This window comes from Microbacterium sp. NPDC055442 (assembly GCF_053644215.1).
This window is the reverse complement of sequence record NZ_JBSHLF010000001.1, coordinates 877,557-896,197: the sequence shown is the minus strand read 5'-3', so window position 1 is coordinate 896,197 and position 18,641 is coordinate 877,557. Positions and strand designations below refer to the sequence as shown.

16 protein-coding genes are annotated in these 18,641 nt (G+C 70.7%); all 16 read left to right on the top strand.

What is annotated here, in order from left to right; genetic code table 11:
- Positions 1-2 precede the first annotated feature (2 nt).
- The gene (locus ACWIBS_RS04410) at positions 3-977 is read left to right on the top strand and encodes an ABC transporter permease (RefSeq protein ID WP_376128515.1); all 975 of its coding nucleotides are present in this window, start codon (positions 3-5) and stop codon (positions 975-977) included.
- Positions 974-1,972, top strand: a complete 999-nt coding sequence (locus ACWIBS_RS04405; protein ID WP_376128514.1) for an ABC transporter permease — start codon at positions 974-976, stop codon at positions 1,970-1,972. The genes ACWIBS_RS04410 and ACWIBS_RS04405 overlap by 4 nt, the downstream gene beginning before the upstream one ends.
- Positions 1,969-2,853 (top strand): ABC transporter ATP-binding protein, encoded by an 885-nt coding sequence (locus tag ACWIBS_RS04400; protein ID WP_376128512.1) that lies wholly within the window; start codon positions 1,969-1,971, stop codon positions 2,851-2,853. Before ACWIBS_RS04405 ends, ACWIBS_RS04400 begins: the two co-directional genes overlap by 4 nt.
- A complete protein-coding gene (locus tag ACWIBS_RS04395; protein ID WP_376128510.1) occupies positions 2,850-3,725 on the top strand; it encodes an ATP-binding cassette domain-containing protein in 876 nt (291 codons plus the stop codon). The genes ACWIBS_RS04400 and ACWIBS_RS04395 overlap by 4 nt, the downstream gene beginning before the upstream one ends.
- Complete coding sequence (locus tag ACWIBS_RS04390) at positions 3,722-5,005, top strand: alpha/beta fold hydrolase (protein WP_376128508.1); 1,284 nt, start codon at positions 3,722-3,724, stop codon at positions 5,003-5,005. Before ACWIBS_RS04395 ends, ACWIBS_RS04390 begins: the two co-directional genes overlap by 4 nt.
- Complete coding sequence (locus ACWIBS_RS04385; protein WP_376128506.1) at positions 5,002-6,447, top strand: aminopeptidase P family protein; 1,446 nt, start codon at positions 5,002-5,004, stop codon at positions 6,445-6,447. The genes ACWIBS_RS04390 and ACWIBS_RS04385 overlap by 4 nt, the downstream gene beginning before the upstream one ends.
- A complete protein-coding gene (locus ACWIBS_RS04380) occupies positions 6,414-9,146 on the top strand; it encodes a beta-L-arabinofuranosidase domain-containing protein (protein WP_376128504.1) in 2,733 nt (910 codons plus the stop codon). The genes ACWIBS_RS04385 and ACWIBS_RS04380 overlap by 34 nt, the downstream gene beginning before the upstream one ends.
- A 64-nt stretch (positions 9,147-9,210) precedes the next feature.
- Positions 9,211-10,116: a dihydrodipicolinate synthase family protein gene (locus ACWIBS_RS04375; protein ID WP_376128502.1), complete on the top strand. Its 906-nt coding sequence runs from the start codon at positions 9,211-9,213 to the stop codon at positions 10,114-10,116.
- A gap of 26 nt (positions 10,117-10,142) precedes the next feature.
- The gene (locus ACWIBS_RS04370) at positions 10,143-11,144 is read left to right on the top strand and encodes a proline racemase family protein (RefSeq protein WP_376128501.1); all 1,002 of its coding nucleotides are present in this window, start codon (positions 10,143-10,145) and stop codon (positions 11,142-11,144) included.
- Positions 11,141-12,112 (top strand): ornithine cyclodeaminase family protein, encoded by a 972-nt coding sequence (locus tag ACWIBS_RS04365; protein WP_376128499.1) that lies wholly within the window; start codon positions 11,141-11,143, stop codon positions 12,110-12,112. Before ACWIBS_RS04370 ends, ACWIBS_RS04365 begins: the two co-directional genes overlap by 4 nt.
- 1 nt (position 12,113) lies before the next feature.
- Complete coding sequence (locus tag ACWIBS_RS04360; protein WP_376128497.1) at positions 12,114-12,821, top strand: GntR family transcriptional regulator; 708 nt, start codon at positions 12,114-12,116, stop codon at positions 12,819-12,821.
- Entirely contained in the window at positions 12,818-13,984 is a 1,167-nt protein-coding gene (locus tag ACWIBS_RS04355; RefSeq protein ID WP_376128495.1) for an NAD(P)/FAD-dependent oxidoreductase, read from the top strand. Before ACWIBS_RS04360 ends, ACWIBS_RS04355 begins: the two co-directional genes overlap by 4 nt.
- Complete coding sequence (locus ACWIBS_RS04350; protein WP_376128493.1) at positions 13,981-14,262, top strand: (2Fe-2S)-binding protein; 282 nt, start codon at positions 13,981-13,983, stop codon at positions 14,260-14,262. Before ACWIBS_RS04355 ends, ACWIBS_RS04350 begins: the two co-directional genes overlap by 4 nt.
- Positions 14,255-15,712 (top strand): FAD-dependent oxidoreductase, encoded by a 1,458-nt coding sequence (locus ACWIBS_RS04345; RefSeq protein WP_376128491.1) that lies wholly within the window; start codon positions 14,255-14,257, stop codon positions 15,710-15,712. The genes ACWIBS_RS04350 and ACWIBS_RS04345 overlap by 8 nt, the downstream gene beginning before the upstream one ends.
- A gap of 4 nt (positions 15,713-15,716) precedes the next feature.
- Positions 15,717-17,180, top strand: coding sequence for an aldehyde dehydrogenase (NADP(+)) (locus ACWIBS_RS04340; protein WP_376128489.1), 1,464 nt, complete (start codon positions 15,717-15,719; stop codon positions 17,178-17,180).
- A gap of 404 nt (positions 17,181-17,584) precedes the next feature.
- Entirely contained in the window at positions 17,585-18,598 is a 1,014-nt protein-coding gene (locus tag ACWIBS_RS04335) for a LacI family DNA-binding transcriptional regulator (RefSeq protein ID WP_376128487.1), read from the top strand.
- Positions 18,599-18,641 lie beyond the last annotated feature (43 nt).

The following is an 18,641-nucleotide window of genomic DNA, read 5'->3' as shown; positions in this document are numbered from 1 at the left end:
GGATGACCTTCAGTCCGACCAATCTCGAGGTCGAAGCCACGCCGGGCGGCGACCCAGTGCTCGAAGAGTCACTGGAGTCGCCCCCGGCCTCTGGCCGGCGGCTCCTCCGAGGGTTTCTCACCGATATCCGCGCGCTCCTCTCGCTCGGCTACATCGCGCTGATCCTGCTCATGGCGATCTTCGCGCCGCTGATCGTCGCGATCAGCGGCTGGGGGCCGTACGAGTTCGACCAGACAGCCATCGATCCGAACATGGGCGCGATCCCGATCGGTCCGCTCGGCGGCATCAGTGCCGAGCACTGGTTCGGCGTCGAGCCCGGCAGCGGCCGGGACATCTTCGCCCGCATCGTCTACGGTGCACGCGTCTCGATGACGGTTGCGCTCTCGGCGACCCTGCTGACGACCATCCTCGGCACCGTGTTCGGACTGCTCGCGGGTTACTTCGGCGGCTGGGTCGACAACGTCATCTCCCGCGTCATGGAGTTCCTCATGGCGTTCCCCGCGCTCATCTTCATGATCGCGATCCTCTCCGCGCTTCCCGCGGACAACCGTGTGGTGCTCCTCGTCGTGGTCATCTCGCTCTTCGGCTGGCCGTACCTCGCGCGCATCGTGCGATCACAGACGCTGTCGTTGAAAGAGCGCGAGTTCGTCGAATCGGCCCGCGCGTCCGGTGCCGGCGGCGTCGCGATCATCTTCCGCGAGATCCTGCCCAACCTCATGTCGACGATCGTCGTCATGTCGACGCTCGCCGTTCCGGGCTACATCGGAACCGAGGCGGGACTGTCGTTCCTCGGTGTCGGAGTCGTGCCGCCCACGCCGAGCTGGGGCCAGATGATCGCCGCGGCGGCACCGTGGTACGCCGTCGACCCGATGTACTTCATCATCCCGGGCACGTTCCTGTTCCTGCTCGTGCTGTCCTTCACGACGCTCGGTGATCGCATCCGTGCGCTCGTCGGCAACACCGAGGTGCGCGCATGACCCGGATGATCCTCTCCCGTGCAGCCGGCATGGTGCTCGTGCTGTTCCTGGTGACGCTGTTCACCTATGTCATCTTCTTCGTGCTCTCGCCCGACCCCGCGGTGCAGATCTGCGGGAAGAACTGCACCCCCGAGCGCATCGACCAGATCCGGGCGAACCTCGGAATCGACCAGCCCTTCTGGACCCAGTTCCTCGGCTATGTCGGCGGTCTGTTCGCGGGACGCGAGTTCGAAGTGGCCGGAGCGGTCATCTCGTGCCCCGCGCCGTGCCTGGGCTACTCGTTCCAGACCGGCCAGCTCGTCAACGACATGATCGTGCAGCGGCTGCCGATCTCGGCGACGATCGCGATCGGTGCGGCCGTCCTGTGGCTGGTCGGCGGCGTGATCGGGGGCGTGCTCAGCGCGGCCAAGGAGGGCAGGTTCACCGACCGGTTCTTCGCCGCACTGACTCTGGGCGGCATGTCGGTTCCGAACTACGTGCTCGCGCTGCTCCTGCAGTTCGTGCTCGTCGTCGCGCTCGGATGGCTGCCCTTCCCGCAGGCGGTGCCCTTCGCCGCAGATCCGGTGCAGTGGTTCCTCAACTTCCTCATGCCGTGGATCGTGCTCGCGGTCGGCTACGCCGCCGTCTACACGCGCCTCACACGTGCGAACGTCATCGATACGCTGCAGGAGAACTTCGTGCGCACAGCGCGCGCGAAGGGTCTCAGCCCCGCACTCGTGTGGCGACGCCATGCGCTGCGTCCCGCGCTGACCCCGATCGTCACGATCTTCGGCATGGATGTCGCGGGCCTGCTCGGAGGCGCGGTGATCACCGAGAAGGTGTTCGGTCTCAACGGGGTCGGAAAGCTCACGGCCGATTCGATCGCGGCGAACGACCAGCCGGTGATCATGGCGGTCACGCTGCTGTCGGCGTTCTTCGTGATCATCGGCAACTTCGTCGTCGACCTGCTCTACACGGCGATCGATCCGCGTGTCCGAACGGCTGCACGCGCATGACCGGGGGAACGATGCACCAGACGGATGCCGGCGAGCTGCTGCGCGTCGAAGGTCTCACCGTGGAGTTCCGCACGGCCGGGGGCGCTGCGCGCGTCGTCGACTCGCTGGACTTCACCGTTCCCCGCGGGGGAGCCCTCGGGATCGTGGGTGAGTCCGGTTCGGGCAAGTCGATGACGAGCCTGGCGATCATGGGACTGCTTCCCAAGGGCGGCTCGGCGAGCGGCTCGATCCGCTTCGATGGGCAGGAGCTGCTGACGCTCCCGGAACGCGCGATGCGTCGCGTGCGGGGCGATCGGATCGCGATGATCTTCCAGGACCCGTTGTCGTCGCTGAACCCGTACTACACCGTCGGCACGCAGATCGCCGAGGCGTACCGCTCGCACCGCTCCGGGGTGTCGGCCCGGGCGGCGAAGAAGGTCGCGATCGAAGCCATGGAGCGCGTGCACATCCACGACGCCGCGCGGCGCGTCGATCACTACCCGCATCAGTTCTCCGGCGGCATGCGCCAGCGCATCATGATCGCCATGGCGCTCAGCATGGAGCCCGAGCTGATCATCGCCGACGAGCCGACGACGGCGCTCGACGTCACGGTGCAGGCGCAGATCCTGGACCTGCTCGCCGAGATCCGTCGCGACACGGGCGCCGGACTCATCCTCATCACGCACGACCTCGCCGTCGTGAGCGAAGTGACCGACAGCATCGTGGTCATGCGCAACGGCGAGCTCATCGAGCGGGGCGCGGTGGAGACGGTGTTCAGCGATCCTCAGCGCGAGTACACGCGGCGACTGCTGGATGCCGTGCCGCGCATCGACGACGAGATCGGCGAGTTGCGCACCACATCGGCGACGCCGGTCGCGACCCCTGAGGAGGGACAGCGATGACAAGCACGACGCCCCTGTGCCGGGCAACGGCGCTGGTCAAGGAATTCCCCGGTCACTCGGGCCTGTTCTCCCGCTCGCGACCGTTCCGCGCCGTCGACGACGTGTCGCTCGAGGTGCACCGCGGCGAGACCCTCGCGCTCGTCGGCGAATCGGGCTCGGGCAAGTCGACGACGGCGCGGATCGTGGCGCGCCTCATGGAGCCGACGTCGGGCACGATCGAGTTCGAGGGGCGCGATGTCACGCGGCTCACGGGCCGCGCGCTGCACGAATTCCGCAGCGATGTGCAGGTGATCTTCCAGGATCCGTACTCGTCGCTGAACCCGCGGCACACCGTCGAGACTCTCGTGACGGCGCCCTTGCGATACCAGAAGCGCCGGGTTCCGGGCGGTGCCCGCGCCTTCACCCGGGCGCTCATGGAGCGCGTGGGACTCAATCCCGACCACTCCGGCCGATATCCGGCGCAGTTCTCGGGCGGACAGGCCCAGCGCATCGGCATCGCCCGGGCTCTCGCCGTCGGACCGAAACTCGTCATCTGCGACGAAGCGGTGTCGGCGCTCGACGTCTCAGTGCAGGCGCAGGTCATCAACCTGCTGCGGACGCTGCAGCGCGACGAGGGGTTCGGCTACCTCTTCATCGCGCACGACCTCGCCGTCGTGCGTCAGATCGCGACGCGCGTCGCCGTCATGAGTCGCGGGCGCATCGTCGAGCAGGGCGAGCGCGACGAGTTGTTCACGAACCCGCGAGACGAGTACACCCGCACGCTGCTGGCTGCGGTTCCCCGGATCAATCCGGAATGGGATCGCAGACGCCGTGCGGCCGAAGCGGCTCGCCGAGCGGTGTCGCCCCGAACCGAAGGAGCATCGAGCGCGTGACCACGTCCTACCATCTGCCCGGCATCCACGTCACTGAAACAGAGGTCGCGGTACCGCTGGATTGGAGCACCCCCGAGGGTGAGCAGATCACGGTCTTCGTGCGCGAGCTCGTCGACCCGGATCGGGTGAACGACGACCTGCCGCTGCTGACGTATCTGCAGGGCGGGCCGGGTGGCGCCAACCCCCGGCCGCTTCGCCGCGACGGGTGGATCGACGAGGCGCTGCGGACCTATCGGGTCGTGCTCGTCGATCAGCGCGGCACCGGCCGCAGCCATCCGCTCGAGGCGGTCGATGTCGAGGGGATGAGCGCGGAAGCGGGCGCCGATCTGCTCGCGCTCTTCCGCGCCGATTCGATCGTGCGCGATCTCGAGCACGTGCGTGCGACGCGGTACGGCGGGCGACGGTGGGCCACGCTCGGACAGAGCTTCGGCGGCTTCCTGACCCTCACCTACCTCTCGACGGCGCCGCAGGGTCTCACCGCCAGCTACGTATGCGGCGGCATCCCGGGCACCCCGCCGCGCGCCGACGAGGTGTATGCGCGCACGTTCGATCGGGTCGCCGACAAGACGCGCGAGCTGTACCGCCGCTTCCCCGGCGATGCCGCAGTGGTCGCGCAGATCGCCGACCGATTGACCGACGGCGATGTCACGCTGCCCGACGGGGACGCGCTCACAGTGCATCGCTTCCAGTCGCTCGGCACCGACCTCGGCATGAAGCCGGGGCACGAACGCCTCCACTGGCTCATCGAGAAGGCGTTCGCTCGTCCGGGTCGCCTCTCGTCGGGCTTCCTGCAGGACGTCATGACGCTCACCTCCAGCGCGAACAGCGCTCTGTTCTGGACGCTGCAGGAGTCGATCTACGGCGATCCGTCCAGCGGTGCATCCGCATGGTCGGCGCAGCGCGCACGCGAGAGTCGTCCGGAGTTCGGACCGGAACGCCGCCCGCTGCTGTTCACGGGCGAGATGGCCTTCCCCTGGATGTTCGACGAGGTTCGGCTGCTCCGCGGCTTCCGCGACGCCGTGCACGTGCTCGCCGAGCGCACGCGGTGGAGCCCGCTCTACGACGCCGACCGCCTCGCGGCGAACGAGGTCCCCCTCGCCGCGGCGGTCTACTTCGACGACATGTTCGTCGACGCGCACCTGCAGCTGGACACGCTGTCGCGGATCGGTGCATCCCAGTACTGGGTGACCAACGAATTCGAACACGATGGGATCGGATCCGGCCGCACGTTCACGACGCTGCGCGAGATGGTCCGAGACCGAGGAGGAGAGCAGTCATGACCGCCCCCGAAGCGACGACGCGTCCGCCCTACGCCGGAACCCGGTATCCGCGCCTCGCGCAGGTGCCTGCCTTCACGCGCTTCGTCGAGCAGGCATGGGACGACGTCGCCGTCCACCCTGATCTGCCCGACGGCACGGCTGCGGCGGCAGCGGTGCACCGTGCGCGGCTGAGTGCTGCCCTTCCCGGTCAGACGCTGGTCGCCGCGGCCGGCAGCGCGCCCATCCGCAACGACGACGCCGCGTACGGCTTCCGCGCCGACAGCAGCTTCGTGTGGCTCACCGGCTGCCAGGTCGAAGGTGCCGTCCTGGTCATGTGGGCGACCCGCGGCGGGCATGACAGCGTGCTCTACCTGCCTCGCCCCTACCGGCCGGGAGATACCGGCTTCTTCGCGGACGCCGCACACGGCGAGCTCTGGGTCGGCCCGAGTGCGGGTCTGCCGGAGTGGGCTGATGCCCTCGGGATCACCGTCGAGCCGCTCGAAGCGCTCGAACCCCGCCACGCCGGACTGCGCGGTGCGCAGGCGGCGCGGTCGGCGGCCGCGCTCGCCACATCCGTCGGCGCGACCGTCTCCAGCGAGCTCGAGCGCACGCTGTCGCAGCTGCGCATGGTGAAGGACGACTGGGAGATCGGACAGCTGCGTCTGGCTGTGGACGCGACGGTCACCGGCTTCGCCGCGACCGTCGCGGAGGTCCCGCGCGCGATCCGCGACGGGCTCGGCGAGCGCTGGCTGCAGGGGACGTTCGATCGGCATGCGCGCACCTTCGGCAACGGTCCGGGGTATTCGACCATCGTCGGGTCCGGACCGCACGCGCCGATCCTGCACTGGGTGCGCTGCGACGGGCCGATCCTGCCCGACGCCGCACTGCTGCTGGATATGGGCGTCGAAGCGCGTTCGCTCTACACCGCCGACGTCACCCGCACCGTGCCGGCCGGCGGCAGCTTCAGCGCGCCGCAGCGCGCCGTGCACGACCTCGTCGAGAAGGCGCACCGGGCGGGGCTCGACCTCATCCGCCCGGGCACGCCCTATCTCGACTTCCACTTCGCCGCGATGGAGGTCATCGCGCAGGGCCTCCACGACTGGGATCTGCTGCCCGTGTCGGTGGACGAAGCGCTCTCGCCCGATGGCCAGCAGCACCGCCGCTACCTCGCATGCGGAATCGGCCACCACCTCGGTCTCGACGTGCACGACTGCAGTCAGGCGCACTACGAGGACTACATGGGTGCGGACCTGGAGCCGGGTGTCGTCATGACCGTGGAACCGGGTCTGTATTTCCACGCGCACGATCTCACGCTGCCGCCCGAATTGCGGGGGATCGGCGTGCGCCTGGAAGACGATGTGCTCGTCACACCGACCGGTTCCGAGGTGCTCTCCGCAGGACTGCCGATCGACGCCGAGGGCGTCGAACGGTGGACGCGCGCGCAGCTCGGCGCATCGTCGTGACGACGTCGCCGAGCCGCAGCATCCGGGAATTCCCACTCGCCGACGTGACGCTGCTCGAGGGCAGCGTGTTCGTCCGCGCGAGGGACGAGATGCTGCATCTCGCTCGCACGTATCCGATCGACCGTCTCCTCGCGGTGTTCCGGGCCAATGCCGGGCTGGACACCCGTGGTGCCGCCGCACCCGGTGCCTGGGAGGACTTCGGCCACCCCGACGAGCAGCCGTGGAGCGAGCACGACTATCCCGGCCGCGAGGGCGCTCCGACGGCGAACCTGCTGCGCGGACACTACGCCGGTCACTTCCTGTCGATGCTGTCGTTCGCCGCGGCCGGTGAGGGGGACCAGGCGCTGCGAGCGAAGGTCGACGAGATGGTGGCCGGGCTGGCCGAGGTGCAGCAGGCGCTCGCCGCGACCGGCCGGTTCTCGCATCCCGGCTTTCTCGCGGCATACGGCGAATGGCAGTTCTCGCGGCTCGAGCACTTCGCCCCGTATGGCGAGATCTGGGCGCCGTACTACACGTGCCACAAGATCATGGCGGGGCTGCTCGACGCCCACGAACTGACCGGCAGCGGGCAGGCGCTCGAGGTCGTCACGGCGATGGGTCACTGGGTGCACGGCCGGCTCTCGCTGCTCGACGACACGCGCCGCCAGCGCATGTGGTCGCTGTACATCGCGGGCGAGTTCGGGGGGATGAACGAGACGATGGCGCGCTTGAGTGCGGTCGCCGACGAACCGCTCTTCCTCGAGACGGCGCGACTGTTCGACCAGAGCGATGTGCTCGATGCCGGCGCCGCGGGCGAGGACATCCTCGACGGGATGCACGCCAACCAGCACCTGCCGCAGCTCATCGGGTACGTGCACGAGTACGAACTGACCCGCGACCGGCGATACCTCGACGCCGCGATCGGCATGTGGAACCGCGTCGTGCCCGGTCGGATCTACGCGCATGGCGGCACGGGCGAGAGCGAGCTGTGGGGGCCGGCCGACGTGGTCGCCGGTGACATCGGCCATCGCAACGCCGAGACGTGTGCGACCTACAACCTGCTCAAGCTCGCGCGGCTGCTGTTCGCCCACACGCTGGATCCCGCCTACATGGAGTACTACGAGCGCGGCCTCCTCAACCACATCCTGGGTTCGCGCCGCGACGCCCGGTCGGACACGAGTCCGGAAGTCACCTACATGTTCCCCGTGCATCCGGGAGCCCTGCCCGAGTACGACAACATCGGCACGTGCTGCGGCGGGACGGGCCTGGAGAACCATGTGACCCACCAGAGCGCCGTCTTCTTCCGCGGCACGGGCTCCCGGCCGGAGCTGTGGGTCAACCTCTACACGCCCGCCGAGCTCCGGTGGCGCGAGCACGGAGTGACCGTGCGCATGGAGACCGACCTGCCCTTCGCCGGTCGCGTTCGCCTGCGGATGGAGCCGACGGATGCCGCGGGCGTGCCGGTCACGGTGCACGCGCGCATCCCCTCGTGGGTCATCGGCGAGCCGACGGCGCGTATCGCCGGTGAGGAGATCGCGCTCGCTGCGGGCGCCGGCGAGTATGCGACCGTGACGCGAACGTGGGCACCCGGCGACGAACTCGAGCTCGACCTGCCGATGGGACTGCGCGCGGCGGGGACGATCGACGATCCCCGGCTGCAGAACGTGAGCTTCGGGCCGTCGGTGCTCGTCGCGCGATCCGATGCCACGACGCTGCTCGACGTCGCTCTGCACAGCCGGCGAACGCTGCGAGGCACGATCCTGGCCGACGACCCGTCGCCCGCGGCCGCGCTCGAGCGCGATGGCGCGGTGCGCATCGGAGGTCTGCCCTTCACGCCCGTGTGGACCGGAGCCGACGAGCGATACCACATGTACGTCCGCGCCGACGACGAGACGATCGCCTTCGCGGGTGCCGACACGGGCGTCGCAGCCCGACGTCGCGCCGACGGCGGCAGCGTGCTCGACGACGTCTGGGCCGAGCCGGTGCCGACGACTCGACCGGCCTTCCTCGCACGCGTCATGGCCGCCGTCGAGCGGGGCTGCGCCGACGGAGTTCTCGGCGGATCCGAAGCCAAGACGGTGCTGCGCGCGGCCCTCGAGGCCGATCCGTTCGGCCCGGGACCCGAACCCGGCGAGAGCATCGCCGACGTCGAGGCCGCCCGCCGCGAGGTGCAGCTCGCCCTCGGGCGACTGGACGACGCCGCACCGTCGGCGCCCGCGGTCGAGCTGATCGTGCACCCGGATGCCGCGCCATCCGGGTGGCATCTGCAGCGGCCCAGCGTCGAGGTCAAAGTCCAGACCTGGGGCGAGGACGATGCCGATCCGGTCGTCGAGATGCGAATCGATGACGGGCCCTGGTCGCGGTACGACCGACCCGTCGTGCTGGATCGGGAGGGCACGATCCGGGTCGAGGCCCGCGCCGTCGCCTCGGGGCGCACGGGTGTCGCCGTCCGCACGCTCCACATCGACACGGTCGCGCCGGTCACCACCGCGACGGTCGCTCGACTCGGCGCCGCCGTCGAGATCACCTTCACCGCCCGAGATGACATGTCGGGGGTGGAGCGCATCCAGTGGCAAGGCGAGGGCACCTTCATCGCGACATTCCAGGAAGCGTTCGTCCGCGCGCTCGGCGACGAGGAGCAGGTGATCGTCTACACCGCGACCGATCGCGCGGGCAACGAGGAGCCTCGGCGCCGGCTCGTTCTCCCCTCACGGGAATGACGCTGGACTTCCCACCCTCCGGCGTACTAACATTGCAATTGTACCTAGCGGAAAAGGAACGCACATGACCGAACACAAGCCGTGGCACGGTGTCAACCTCGCCACCACGCTCCCCTTCAACTCCGACTTCTCGGTGGACCACGATGCCTATGCGGAGCTCATCCGCTTCACGACCGACAACGGCGTGACCGGCATCATCCCGAACGGGTCGCTCGGCGAGTACCAGACGCTCACCGAAGAGGAGCGTCGCCAGGTCTTCCTGACCGCTGTGGAGGCTGCCCCCGAGGGTGTCGTCGTCATCCCCGGTGTCGGTGCCTACGGGGCGCTGGAGAGCGTGCGCCTGACCGAGCACGCCGCCGAGCACGGCGCTCCCGCCGTCATGCTGCTGCCCCCCAACGCCTACCGCGCGAGCGACGAAGAGGTCATGGACCACTTCCGCCGCGTCGGCGCCGTGGGCCTGCCGATCCTCGCCTACAACAACCCGCTCGACACCAAGGTGGACCTGCGTCCCGACCTGCTCGCGCGCCTCTACGACGAGAACCTCATCGTGTCGGTCAAGGAGTTCTCGGGCGACGTCCGCAACTCGTTCGCGATCCGCGAGCTCGCTCCGGGCCTGGACATCTCGATCGGCACCGACGACGTCGTGTTCGAGCTCGGCATCAACGGCGCCCGCGGCTGGGTCGCCGGCTACCCCAACGCCATCCCGAAGACGACCGTCGAGCTCTACAACCTCTCGACGTCCGACGACCCGCAGGACTGGGTCAAGGCGCGCGAGATCTACCGCGACCTGCACCCGCTGCTGCGCTGGGACTCCAAGTCGCTGTTCGTCCAGGCGATCAAGCTCTCGCAGCAGGTCGCCGGTGTGCTGTCGAACATCACGACACGCCCGCCGCGTCTGGCGCTGCCCGAAGAGATCAACGCGCAGATCATCGCCGACACCGAAGCGGTCCTCGCCAAGGGCTACCGTTGATCCGAATCTGACCCCGAAGGACCATCATGCGTACGCAGCGTGTCTTCCACGCCGTCGACTCGCACACCGAGGGCATGCCCACCCGCGTCATCGTGGGCGGAGTGGGCATGCTCCCCGGGGCGACGATGGAGGAGCGCCGTCAGCGCTTCATGGCCGAGAACGACGACATCCGCACGTTCCTCATGAACGAGCCGCGGGGTCACTCCGCCATGAGCGGGGCGATCCTGCAGCCGCCGACGCGCCCTGACGCGGACTGGGGCGTGCTCTACATCGAGGTGTCGGGCTGCCTGCCCATGTGCGGGCACGGCACGATCGGCGTCGCGACGGTCCTGGTCGAGACGGGCATGGTCCCCGTCGTCGAGCCCGTCACGACGATCCGGCTCGACACCCCCGCGGGCCTCGTCGTCGCCGACGTCGCGGTCAAGGACGGGCACGCCGAGCGCGTGACGATCCGCAACGTCCCGTCGTTCGTCGTCGGGCTGGACCAGACCGTCGAGGTGCCCGGGCTCGGCACCGTGACGTACGACCTCGCGTTCGGCGGCAACTTCTACGCGATCGTCACGCTCGACAGCATCGGCCTGCCCTTCGAGCGCGCGCGCAAGGACGACCTGCTGCGTGCGGGCCTGGCGATCATGGCCGCCGTCGACGAGACGAACATGCCGGTGCATCCCGTCGATCCGACGATCCGCGGATGCCACCATGTCTATCTCGAGGCACCGGGTTCGACGGCGCAGCACTCGCGCCACGCCATGGCCATCCACCCGGGGTGGTTCGACCGGTCGCCCTGCGGCACCGGCACGAGCGCGCGCATGGCGCAGCTGCACGCCCGGGGGCTGCTGCCGCTGCACACCGACTTCATCAACGAGTCGTTCATCGGAACCTCGTTCACCGGCCGCCTCGTCGAGGAGGCCTCGGTCGCCGGCATCCCGGCGGTCATCCCCACGATCACCGGGCGCGCGTGGGTCACGGGCACGGCACAGTACATGCTCGACCCGTCCGATCCGTTCCCGAAGGGGTTCCAGCTGTGAAACTCGTAGATGCCGCCACGATCGATCGCACGCTCACCCGGCGAGACGCCGTCGCCGCGATCGAGGACGCCCTGCGCTCGGGCTGGGACATCGAGAACGACCACGAACGACTCTTCGCGCCGCTCGCCAAGGGCGAGTTCCTGCTCATGCCGTCGCAGTCGACGACGACGGCGGGAGTCAAGGTCGCCACGATCGCGCCCGAGAACACGTCGCTCGGGCTGCCGAAGATCCACGCCTGGTACCTGCTCTTCGACCGCGAGACGCTGCAGCCGATCGCGATGCTCGACGGTACGCGACTGACGACACTGCGCACGCCGGCGGCGACGACCGTCGCGATCGCCCACCTGCTGGCCGCTGCGCCGGGTGGTGCTCCCACCGCGCCCATCCATCTCGCCGTCATCGGCTCGGGGCCGCAGGCGATCGAGCACGTGCGGACGATCGCCGACACGGTGCCGGTCGGTCGCGTCTCGCTCATCGGACGCACCCCCGATCGTGTGGCGGCGGCCGTCGCCGAGCTTCGCGCCGACGGCCTGAACGCGGATGCCGCCGAGCAGGACGCCCTGCGCACGGCCGATGTCATCGTGACGGCGACATCGGCGACGACCCCCGTGGTCGACCTCGGCGATGTGCGTGAGGACGCCGTCGTCGCCGCGATCGGATCCCACGGCACCGAGAACCGCGAGCTCGGCGCCGACCTCGTGCGTGCCGCCGACCTCGTCGTCGAAGCGCGTGGCTCGGCCTTCCGCGAGAACGGCAACCTCGCCGGTGCGCGCAGCGACGAGGAATGGGCGTCGGGGGAGCAGCCGGTCGCCAACCTCGCCGACCTCGTGCGCGGCACTGTGCGCCGCCGGCCCGGTGCGCCCGCCGTCTACACCGGTGTCGGCATGGCGTGGGAAGATCTTGCCGTCGTAGAGAAGATCATGGAAGCTGTCGGCATCCGTGAGCAGCAGGGGTCAGAGGGGACATGAGATGAGCGTTTCCGAGCCCCGCAACGTCGTCCGTCTCAACAAGCAGCCGAGCATCCGCGACACGGTGACCCGTGCGCTGCGCTCGGCGATCATCAGCGGCGAGATGCAGCCGGGCCGCGTGTACTCCGCGCCCAGCCTCGGCGACGAGTTCGGCGTCTCGGCGACCCCCATCCGCGAGGCGATGCTCGACCTCACGCGCGAGGGGCTCGTCGTCGCACTGCCCAACCGGGGCTTCCAAGTGACCGAGGTCTCACCGCGCGATCTGCACGAGGTCACCGAGCTTCGTCTCATGCTCGAACCGCCGGCCATCGAACGGGCGACGCCGTTCGTGCCCGAGTCGGCCTTTCCCGCGCTGCGCGAGCAGTCCGCCGCGATCATCCGGGGCGCCGAATCGGGCGACCTCATCGACTATCTGACGGCCGACAGCGACTTCCACCTCGCGCTGCTGCAGTACGCGGGCAACAGTCGCCTCACCGAGCTCGTCGCCTCGCTGCGCTCGCAGACGCGTCTTTTCGGTCTCTCGGGTCTGCGCGAACAGGGGCACCTCGTCTCGTCGGCACGCGAGCACGACGCCATGCTCGACGCGATCGAGGCGCGCGACGCCGTACGGGCGCGCGAGCTCGTGCACGCGCACATCGAGCACGTCCTCACCGATTGGTCCGGCGACGGGCGCGGCGCGGATCACATCGGCACGGTGCCCGCGTCATGACGGCGGCCACCGCACGCGCTGACGTCCTCGTCGTCGGCGCGGGGATCATCGGCGCCGCCGTCGCCTACTTCGCGGCATCCGCGGGACTGTCGGTCACCGTCGTCGAGCGCGGGTCGATCGCGGCCGGGACGACGAGCCGCTGCGAGGGGAACCTGCTCGTCTCGGACAAAGAGGTCGGCCCCGAGCTCGAGCTGTCGCTCTATTCGCAGACGCTGTGGCGGGGCGAGCTCGCCGAGCACGCCGCGGATTGGGAGTTCGAGTCCAAGGGTGGACTCGTCGTCACCTCCAGCGCACGGGGCAAGACCGCGCTCGATGCCCTGTGCGTTCACCAGCGCGGACTCGGGATCCGCGTCGACGATGTGCCCGACACGGCCGGTCTGCGCGCGATCGAGCCGTATCTCAACCCCGAGATGGTCGGCGGGGCGTTCTATCCCGACGACGCGCAGGTGCAGCCGATCCTCGCGGCGCACCACCTGCTGCGACTCGCCCGCGATCGCGGTGCGCGCCTGCTGACTCACACCGAGGTCACCGGCATCCGTGTCGTGGGGGGTCGAGCCGTCGGCATCGAGACGGCAGCGGGTCGCATCGACGGCGGCGCCGTCGTGATCTGCGCCGGGCCGTGGAGCGGCGAGGTCGCCGCGCTCGCGGGCGTGCAGGTGCCGGTCATGCCGCGACGCGGCTTCGTGCTCGTGACCGAACCGGTGCCCGTCACGGTGTACCACAAGGTCTATTCGGCGTCGTACGTCGAGAACGTCGCGAGCTCCGACGCGGGCCTGCAGGTCTCGGCGGTCGTCGAGGGCACGCCGAGCGGCACGATCCTGATGGGCGCGAGCCGGGAGCGGGTCGGGTTCGACGCGTCGTTCTCGGCCGACGCGGTCGGCCTGGTCGCGCGCGCGGGCACCGAGCTGTTCCCCGTCCTCGCGGACGTGCAGATCATGCGCACCTATTCGGGCTTCCGCCCCTACTGCCCCGATCACCTGCCGATCATCGGCGAGGACGCACGGATGCCGGGACTCTGGCACGCGGCGGGACACGAGGGCGCCGGCATCGGTCTTTCGGTGGGGACGGCGAAGCTGCTCGTGCAGTCGCTGCGCGGTGAGACGACCGACATGTCGCTCGAGCCCTTCCGCCCGCACCGCTTCGATGAGAGGAGCGCGGCATGACCGGGCCCGAGCTCACTTTCGACGGCGTGCCCGTGCCCTTCCGCGAAGGGCAGACCGTGGGTGCCGCCCTCACGGCCGCGGGTATCTCGTCGTGGCGGTCGACCCGCGGTCGCGGCGAGCCGCGCGGGCTCTTCTGCGGTATCGGCGTGTGCTTCGACTGCCTGCTCACGGTCGACGACCGCCGCGCGCAGCGCGCGTGCGTCACACCCGCGTGCGACGGGCAGACCGTCCTGAGCGATGACCCGGCCCGGCCGCTTCCGGGAGCGAACCATGACTGACTCGAGCTTCGATCTCGCCGTCGTCGGGGCGGGGCCGGCCGGACTCTCGGCCGCGGTCTCCGCCGCCGAGCGGGGTCTGCGCGTCGCCCTCGTCGATGCGGGGGAGCAGACGGGCGGCCAGTACTGGCGCCACCCTGATGAGCGGCATCCCGCATCGTTCGAGCTGCCCGAATCGACCGGACACCACCACTGGGCCCACTACACCGCGCTGCGTGAGCGTCTGGGGCGCGCCGTCGCCGACGGTCGCATCACCCATGTCGCGGGGCGTCAGGTCTGGCGCGTCGACCGCGATGAGAGCTTCGTGCTGCGCACGACGGCCGTGGCGGGCACCGACACCGTGCCTCCCGCCGACCGCGCCGTGCGCGCACCGCGGATCGTGCTCGCGACGGGTGCCTACGACCGGCATTTGCCGATCCCGGGCTGGACGATGCCGGGCGTCATGGCGGCCGGCGGGGTGCAGGCGCTCCTGAAGGCGAACCAGGTCGCCGCGGGGCGACGCGCCGTCGTCGCCGGAACCGGGCCGTTCCTGCTCTCGGTCGCCGCCGGACTCGCCGAGGCCGGCGTCGAGGTCGTCGCGGTGTGCGATGCCAATGCGCTCTCGCGCTGGGCGCGTACCCCCTTCCGCGCCGTGCAGGAGCCCGGCAAGCTGCTCGAGGGAGTCGCGTACGCGGCGACGTTCCTCCGCAACCGCATTCCGCTGCGCACCCGCACGGTCGTGACCGCCGTCCGCGGCGAAGGCCGCGTGCGCGAGGCCGTGCTCGCCCGCGTCGACGCGCGCGGCCGCGTGCGCGCCGGCACGGAGCGCACGGTCGCGGCCGACCTCGTCGCGCTCGGCTGGGGATTCACACCGCAGCTCGAACTCGCGGTCGGACTCGGGCTCGCGACCCGCATCGACGTCGACGCGTCGCTCGTCGCCGAAGCCGATGCCGACCAGCGTTCGAGCGTCGACGGCGTCTATCTCGCCGGAGAGGTGACCGGCATCGGCGGGGCCGTGCAGTCGTGCGCCGAGGGCGAGCTCGCCGCGCTCACGGCGGCCGCCGACGCGGGTCGCCCGGACGACCCCCGCACGCGCCGCCGCCTGCGCCGCCGCATCTCGCGCGGTCGTCGCTTCGCCGTGGGGATGCACCGTGCTTCGCCCGTGCCCTCCGACTGGTCGACCTGGCTCGCGGACGACACCCTCGTGTGCCGCTGCGAAGAGGTCGATGCGGCCCAGGTGCGGGCGACCGTCCACTCGCTCGGCGCCGACGATGCCCGTGACGTGCGGGTGACGGCCCGACCGGGCATGGGCATGTGTCAGGGTCGGGTGTGCGGCTTCGCGCTCTCGTGCCTCGTCGGCGCGGAATCGGGCCGCGCCCCGGCCGCCGCCGACCTCGAACATCTCGCCAAGCGCCCCGTGGGGATCCCCCTGCGGGTCGCCGACCTCGCCGAAATCGCCGACGCAAAGGACTGAATCCATGAACGTTCCCGTCACCGCCCCCGCCGACGTCGACGCCATCGTCGAGCGTGCCGCCGCGGCATCCGCTCTGTGGAAGAACTCCACGATCGCCGAGCGGGTGGGCGCCCTGAACGCCATCGCCGATGCGCTCGACGCACACGCCGACGAGCTCGTGCCCATCGCGCAGCGCGAGACGAATCTCGCCGAGGGGCGCCTGCGCGGAGAGCTCAAGCGCACGACGTTCCAGTTGCGCCTGTTCGGCGAGGTGCTCGAAGAGGGCACGTGGCTGGATGCGCGCATCGACCACGCCGACGCCGACTGGCCCATGGGCGCTCCGCGCCCCGACCTTCGCCGGCAGCTCGAGGCCATCGGTCCCGTGCTGATGTTCTCGGCGAGCAACTTCCCGTTCGCGTTCTCGGTCGCCGGCGGCGACACCGCGAGTGCGCTCGCGGCCGGCAACGCCGTCGTCGTCAAGGCGCACCGCGGACACCCCGAGCTCTCGGTCGCGACGACCCGCGTCGTCCGTGACGCGCTCGCCTCGGTCGACGCTCCCGAGGGGCTGTTCGACACCGTCTACGGAACCGAATCCGGCGTGCGGGCGCTCAAGGCGCCGCAGATCCAGGCGGCCGCGTTCACCGGCTCGATCTCGGGCGGACGCGCACTGTTCGACATCGCGGCGTCGCGCGAGCAGCCGATCCCGTTCTTCGGCGAGCTCGGCAGCGTCAACCCGGCCTTCGTGACGCGCTCGGCGGCGGCTTCGCGTGGCGAGACGATCGCGACCGACTTCCTCGCGTCGGTGACCGGGAGTGCGGGTCAGCTGTGCACCAAGCCCGGCGTGCTGCTCGTGCCGTCGGACTCGAACCTCGAGGCTCTCTTCGCCGGTGCGTCGCTGCCGGCGCCGGCAGCGCTGCTGAACCCCGGCATCGCCGACGGATTCCGCACGGCCGTCGAGCAGACCGCGGGCCGTGACGACGTCTCGGTGCTCGTGGGCGCTCCGACCGCCGACGGCGACCCCGCCCCGGTGCTGCTCAAGACGACCGCCGCGGCCCTGCGCGAGGACCCCGAGGGGCTCATCGCCGAGATGTTCGGCCCCGGGGCACTCGTCGCGACGTACGAGGACGAGTCCGAGCTCGTGGAGGTCGCCGCGGTGCTCGACGGGCAGCTCACGGCGACGATCATCGGCGAGGCCGACGACGCCGTCGCGGGCGAGCTGATCCCGATCCTGGCGACGAAGGCCGGTCGTGTGCTGTGGAACCAGTGGCCGACGGGCGTGTCGGTGACGTGGGCGCAGCAGCACGGCGGACCGTACCCCGCGACGACGGCCGTGGGCACGACGTCGGTCGGCGCCGCCGCGATCACGCGGTTCCTGCGCCCCGTGACCTACCAGAACGTGCCCGATGCACTGCTGCCGGCCGCGCTGCAGGACGCCAACCCGCTCGGCATCCCGCGTCGCGTCGACGGGGTATTCGCCCCCGCGTCCTGATCCTTCGCGGGTCGCGGGTCGCGGCTCGGGTCGCCGGGGTCGGTGCGATTCGACTCCGGTCCGGTCCGGTCGGCTCGGCGGGGCTCGGGGCGTGGCTTGGCTTGGCTTGGCTTGGCGTGGCTTGGCGTGGCTCGGCGTGGCTCGCCGACTTGGTGGGGTTGCTTCGGCTCAGCTCGGTCCGGCGCCTCGCCGGCCGGGCCCCGCTGGCGACGGGCGGCATCCCTTCGTTCGCCTGACTCCGTCGCCTCCGGCGAGCGGGCAGGACGTTCCGGGGCGAGCGAGTTTCAGCCGCGCCGGCATCCGTTGTTCGGATGGCGGATGCCGCGACGCCGGCCGCCCACGGCACGGCGAGGAGCGTCCCCGGCGACGCGGGAGGCGAGATGAGCGCCGGTAGGGTGAGCGCGATGGGCGAGAACGAGACCGAACCGGCGCGCCGCGGGCGCGTGGGCGTGCGGGACGTCGCCCGCGCGGCCGGAGTCTCGGCCCAGACCGTCTCCCGCGTGCTGAACGAGCACGCGAGCATCCGGCCGGAGACGCGGGCGCGCGTGCTCGCGGCGATGGCCGAGCTCGGCTACCGGATCAACAACGCCGCCCGCACACTCGGAACGCGCGAGACGCGCACGCTCGGTGTCATCGCGTCGGATGCGACCCTGTACGGGCCGTCGGTCGGCATCGCCGCGCTCGAAGCCGCGGCGCGCGAGGCCGGCCGATGGACGGCGACCGCCTACGCTGACGCTGCCGACCCCGAGTCCGTCGTCTCGGCGGCCGACCGCCTGCTCGCGCAGGGAGTCGACGGGCTCGTCGCACTCGCGCCGCATGCGGCGAGCCTCGCCGCGCTCGAGCACGCCGTCGCGGGAACTCCGCTCGTCGCGCTGCACGCCGGCCGAGGGACCGACAGGCAGCGGGCGGGTATGGCGCTCGCCGTCGAGCACCTCGTCGCGCTCGGCCACCGTCGGATCGCGCGCGTCGCGGGTCCGGCCGACTGGCTCGAGGCCGTCGCGCGTGACGAGGGCGCCGAGCACGCCCTGCGTGCGGCGGGCATCGCGGACGGTCCCCGCTGGAGCGGAGACTGGAGCGCCGCAGCCGGCGCCCGGCTCGCGAACGAGGTCGCCGTCGCCGCACGTGACGGCCGCGGACCGACGGCCGTCGTGGTCGCGAACGACCAGATGGCGCTCGGGCTCGTCGCGGGCCTGCGCGGAGAGGGGGTCGAGGTGCCCCGCGACATCAGCGTGACGGGGTTCGACGACAACCCCGACGCTGCTTTCTACGCTCCCGCGCTCACGACCGTGCGCGTCGACCTGCCCGGCGAGGCCCGCCGCGCCGTCGCGGTCGTGCGGGGCGGGACCGAACCGCCCGTGGCCGCCCCCGTGCTCGTCGTGCGCGACTCGACAGCGCCCCCGCCGCATCCCCTCTCCTGACCGCGAGAATGCAACCGCAGCTCGAGACTGCGGCGTATACCCG